Origin of the sequence: Mesorhizobium sp. M1A.F.Ca.IN.020.06.1.1 (assembly GCF_004023265.1) — a bacterium.
In the GTDB taxonomy this organism is placed as follows: Bacteria; Pseudomonadota; Alphaproteobacteria; order Rhizobiales; family Rhizobiaceae; genus Mesorhizobium.
Map to the genome: position 1 here is coordinate 1 of NZ_RZSR01000517.1, position 4,243 is coordinate 4,243.

The window sequence follows — 4,243 nt, forward strand, 5'->3', positions numbered from 1 at the left end:
TGGCTGGCTCTGCGCCTTGGTGGTGATGAGCACGCCGGCGGTGATGATGGCCGCGCCCAGCCAGGTCAGAAGCTGATAATGCTCGCCGAGGAAGATCGTGCCGGCAAAGAGCCCGACCGCCGCCGCCACATAGCCGATCTGGCTGAGATAGACCGGCCCGCCGATCGCCTGCAGCCGGAAGAAGAAGGCAAACATCGCCGATGCCGATGCTACCTGTGCGGCCACCACCAGCGGCGCGCCGCCGAGCGGAGCAAATGCCTGCCAGCCGAGCAGCGTCAGGATGCCGATGAGAAGCAAGGTTGCCGACGCCAGATGGCTGCCGACGGCGAGCTCGATCGGACCGGTGTCCTCGGGCCAGTCGATGGTGCGGTAGATGTTGCCGGCGGCGAGGCTGACGGGGATGAGAAGGCCGACCGCCACCCAGAAATATTCGGCCGGCTGGCCGGCCTCCCCACGCGTAAGCGCGACCATGACCGCGCCGATAAAACCAACGATAATGCCGATGACGCCGAGCAGGTTGGGTCGCCGCACCCCAAGCAGGATCGAGAACACCAGCGTGATGACCGGCGACAGCGTGAACATGATGCCCGTGTAACCCGCGCCGAGATGCGGGATGGCCGAGAACATCAGCAAGTTAGGAAGAGCGTAGGAGATGGCTGCGGTGATGAAGAAATAACGCAGCTTGTGCGCCGTGAGCCGGATGCGCTGACCGAGCAGCAGAAGCGTTGTGAGCAACACGCCGCCGGCGCCGAACGAGATCACGAAAGCCCAGACCATTGCCGGGGCACCGGCCGCCGTTGCCAGCTTGCCGAAGGGGAGCGTCATGCCGAGCAATCCGCCGGTGACGATCAGAAGACCCAGTGCGGAGTCCCAGAGCAATTTCATCTGCGTGATCCTGTGGCTTCACGGCCAAGCTTGGCGGCCGCTCCAACTTAGGATAATATAGCGTAAAGATTCTCAATGTCAAGATACTTTACGGTGAGGCACATGGACCGTGCGGCAAGAGCTATGGAGCAATGGCGCAAGGAACGGCCGGACCTCGACGTCTCGCCGATGGGAGTGATCGGGCGGTTGAACGAAGCGTCCGCGCTGATCGCGCGCGACCGGCTCGCGCCGCTCTTTGCCCGTTTCGGCCTGCAGCAGGGCGAATTCGACGTGTTGGCCACGCTTCGCCGCTCCGGCGCGCCTCACGCGCTGACGCCGACCGAACTCTACGAGGCGACGATGGTGACCTCCGGAGCAATGACCGCCCGGCTCGACCGGCTGGAAAAGGCGGGCCTGATCCAGCGCGCGCCGCATCCCAGCGATCGCCGCGGCGTTGTGGTGCAACTCACCTCGAAAGGCCTCGAACTCATCGATGAGGCCCTTACCGCCCACGTCGCGAATGAGCATGAAATCCTCGCCGGGTTAGCGCCAGAGGACCGGAAAATGCTCGCCACACTGCTGAAAAAGCTGATCGGAATTCTTAGTTCCGGTCCTCCGGAAAGCTCGGGATCGGCATGAATTCGACGCCGTCCTCGGCGAGGCTTTTCGCCTCGTCCGGCGTAGCCTCGCCATAAATGCCGCGCGGATCGGTCTCGCCGAAATGGATCTTGCGCGCTTCCTCGGCGAACTTGTCGCCGACATAGTCGGCATTCTCCCGCACCTTGTCGGCGAGCGCCTTGAGCTGTGCGAGCGCCTGTTTCTGCGCGTCGCCCATGGCCAGCGCCATCTTCTCCTGCTTGCGTGAGGTGGAGACCGCCGGCGCCATCAGCGCCTTCTCGACCTTGTGCGAGCCGCAGATCGGGCAATCGATGAAGCCGCGTTTCTTCTGCGTGCCGAAGTCGTCATTGCTGCGGAACCAGGCTTCGAATTCGTGCTCGTGTTCACAGATGAGCGAAAAGCGGATCAAGAGGCTGCACCCCTGAGACGCGGCGCCTCGCCGGCATTGACGGTGAAATCCCGCGCGTTTTTGAGATTGGGAATCTTGCGACGCGCCGCAGCCGACTGCGCCGGGTCGATCTCGGCGACGATCACGGCGGGCTCATCATGCGCGGCCTCGGCGATGATGCGTCCCCACGGATCGACGATCAGCGAATGGCCGTAAGTCTCGCGGCCGTCCTCGTGCAGGCCGCCCTGCGCGGCCGCGATGAGATAGGCGCCGTTCTCGATCGCGCGTGCCCTGAGCAGCACGTGCCAGTGCGCCTCGCCGGTCTGGCGGGTGAAGGCCGCAGGCACCGAAAGCACCTGAGCCCCCGCCAGCGCTTCGGCACGGAATAGCTGCGGGAAGCGCAGGTCGTAGCAGACGGCGAAGCCCAGCTTCACGCCGTTGATCTCGGTGACGACGCCCTCTGTTCCCGGCTCGTAAGAGGCGGATTCGCGCCAGCTCTCGCCGTTGTCGAGGTCGACATCGAACATGTGGATCTTGTCGTAGTTGGTGATCATGGCGCCGTCGGGCGCGAACAGGAACGCCCGATTGGCGAGCTTGCCGTCGGCGCGCAGGATGGCCGTCGAGCCGACATGCAGGAAAATGCCGAGTTCCTGCGCAAGTTTCCGCGCCGTCGAAACGACGACGTCCTTGTCTTCGCTGGTGAAAGCGGCGGCACCAGCCTGTTTGTCGCGGATGAGCGCGCCGGTCATTTCCGGCGTCTGCACGTAGGTGGCGCCCTGCTGTGCGGCCTCGCGGACCAGCTTTTCCATGGCGGCCGCGTTGCGCTCCGGGCTGGTGCCCGAACGCATCTGCACCGCCGCCGCCTTGAAAACGCTCATGATCAAACCCTCGCCCCGTTGGCAAGCAACACGTCCAGCCGGCCCTCGGACTCCAATTCATGGAGGTCGTCGCAGCCGCCGACATGCGTGTCGCCGATGAAAATCTGCGGAAAAGTGGTGCGCCCATGCGCCCGCGAAATCATTTCCTGGCGCAATTCCGGCGAGAACGACGCGTCATGCTCGGTATAGGCTACACCCTTGCGCTCGAGCAACCGCTTGGCTGCGGTGCAATAGCCGCACATCATCCGGGTATAGATCGTCACATCAACCATCGATCAGCAATCCTGCCTGCGCCCATCGCCCAGCGGTTATGCGAAAGCGACATGCACCAAAACAACAACTTAAGCCCTATATAGTTGCAGACTCATCGGCCCGGAAGTCCCCCGGCAGGACGCGGGCAAAGGTCAGCACGTCGACCGCTCCGGCGCCGCCTTTCTTCAGCGCCTTGGCCACCGACCGCACGGTGGCGCCGGTGGTGAAGACGTCGTCGATGACGAGCACCCTTCGGCCGGCGATCTCGATTTCCGCCTCGGGCGGGACGCGGAAGGCGGCGCGCACATTCTCCTCGCGTTCGTGCCGCTCCAGCCCGACCTGCTGGCGGGTGAGTTTTACGCGCCTCACCGCAGCCGGCGCGAAAGGCAGGCCGCTCAGCTTCGAAACCGCCCGTGCCAGCTCCGCCGACTGGTTGAACTGCCGCCGGAAGAAGCGCCGCCAATGCAGCGGCACCGGCACCACAACATCGGCTTCAGCGATCAGTTCGGCGCCGGCGCGCATCATCCAGCGCGCCATCCAGGGCGCGAGATCGGTGCGATCCTGGTATTTCAGCCCTTGCACCATCTGGCGCGCGACCCCTGAATAGACGACCGCCGCCCGCGCCCGCTCGAAAGGCGGCGGATCGGCGATCGCTTCGGCGGAAAGAAAACCGTCGCCCATGTCATGCGTGAACGGCGTGCCCATAACCGGACACCAAGGCTTCTCCAGCAGCCGAAGCTTCGGCCAGCAGGCGCCGCACAGCACGCCAGGCTGCGAGACGTGGCGGCGGCAGCCGGCACAGACCGGCGGAAACAACAGGCGCGCCGGCCAGCCCAGAGCCTGCCGCGCCATGTCCTTCATCGCAATGGTCTTGATCTTGCGCACCGGATCGGCCACGTGAAGAACCCCCGCGCCACCATAGCATCGGTCCGGCATGCGCCGACAACAGGAATAACCCATTGCAGCCTTTGATCGACACGGAGCTCTGGCTTGCGCACAAGCGCCGGGCGCTGATGCACCCCGTCGACGGAGCCGATTTCCTGATGCGGCGGGCAGCGGAGGACCTTGCCGACCGGCTGGGTGCCGTCGAGCGCAAATTCGGCAAGGCGGCGGCGCTGTTTTGCCAGACATCGGCCGCGACCAGGGTGCTCGCCGGCAGCGGCAAGGTGGCCGACACAGTGCGCGTGGAAACAGACGGTGCCTTCCTTGCCGGAGAAGCCGGCATCGTCGCCCCGGCGGAGAC

General features: G+C 64.8%; 6 protein-coding genes and 1 pseudogene. 2 read left to right on the plus strand and 5 right to left on the minus strand.

All coding sequences use genetic code 11. The features are described 5' to 3' along the window. Positions 1 to 885, minus strand: an 885-nt coding sequence (locus tag EOA60_RS21160) for a DMT family transporter (RefSeq protein ID WP_164899442.1), incomplete at its 3' end; no start/stop codon positions are given. A 102-nt stretch (positions 886 to 987) separates the two neighbouring features. Between EOA60_RS21160 and EOA60_RS21165 the strand changes: the two genes are divergently transcribed. Then, a complete protein-coding gene (locus tag EOA60_RS21165; protein ID WP_095799930.1) occupies positions 988 to 1,503 on the plus strand; it encodes a MarR family transcriptional regulator in 516 nt (171 codons plus the stop codon). Here EOA60_RS21165 and EOA60_RS21170 read toward each other — a convergent pair. From EOA60_RS21170 to EOA60_RS21185, 4 genes are all read right to left on the minus strand, one after another. Further along, entirely contained in the window at positions 1,466 to 1,891 is a 426-nt protein-coding gene (locus EOA60_RS21170) for a DUF1178 family protein (RefSeq protein ID WP_067319064.1), read from the minus strand. The two genes, EOA60_RS21165 and EOA60_RS21170, sit on opposite strands and share 38 nt — an antisense overlap. Continuing rightward, positions 1,888 to 2,748, minus strand: coding sequence for a carbon-nitrogen hydrolase family protein (locus tag EOA60_RS21175; protein ID WP_095823954.1), 861 nt, complete (start codon positions 2,746 to 2,748; stop codon positions 1,888 to 1,890). The genes EOA60_RS21170 and EOA60_RS21175 overlap by 4 nt, the downstream gene beginning before the upstream one ends. A 2-nt stretch (positions 2,749 to 2,750) precedes the next feature. Then, positions 2,751 to 3,020, minus strand: coding sequence for a glutaredoxin 3 (gene grxC, locus EOA60_RS21180; RefSeq protein WP_066990112.1), 270 nt, complete (start codon positions 3,018 to 3,020; stop codon positions 2,751 to 2,753). Between the two features lie 76 nt (positions 3,021 to 3,096). Next, complete coding sequence (locus tag EOA60_RS21185) at positions 3,097 to 3,897, minus strand: ComF family protein (protein ID WP_067319068.1); 801 nt, start codon at positions 3,895 to 3,897, stop codon at positions 3,097 to 3,099. 62 nt (positions 3,898 to 3,959) lie between these two features. Here EOA60_RS21185 and EOA60_RS21190 point away from each other — a divergent pair. After that, positions 3,960 to 4,243, plus strand: a pseudogene (locus EOA60_RS21190) (SAM-dependent methyltransferase); the annotation flags it as partial.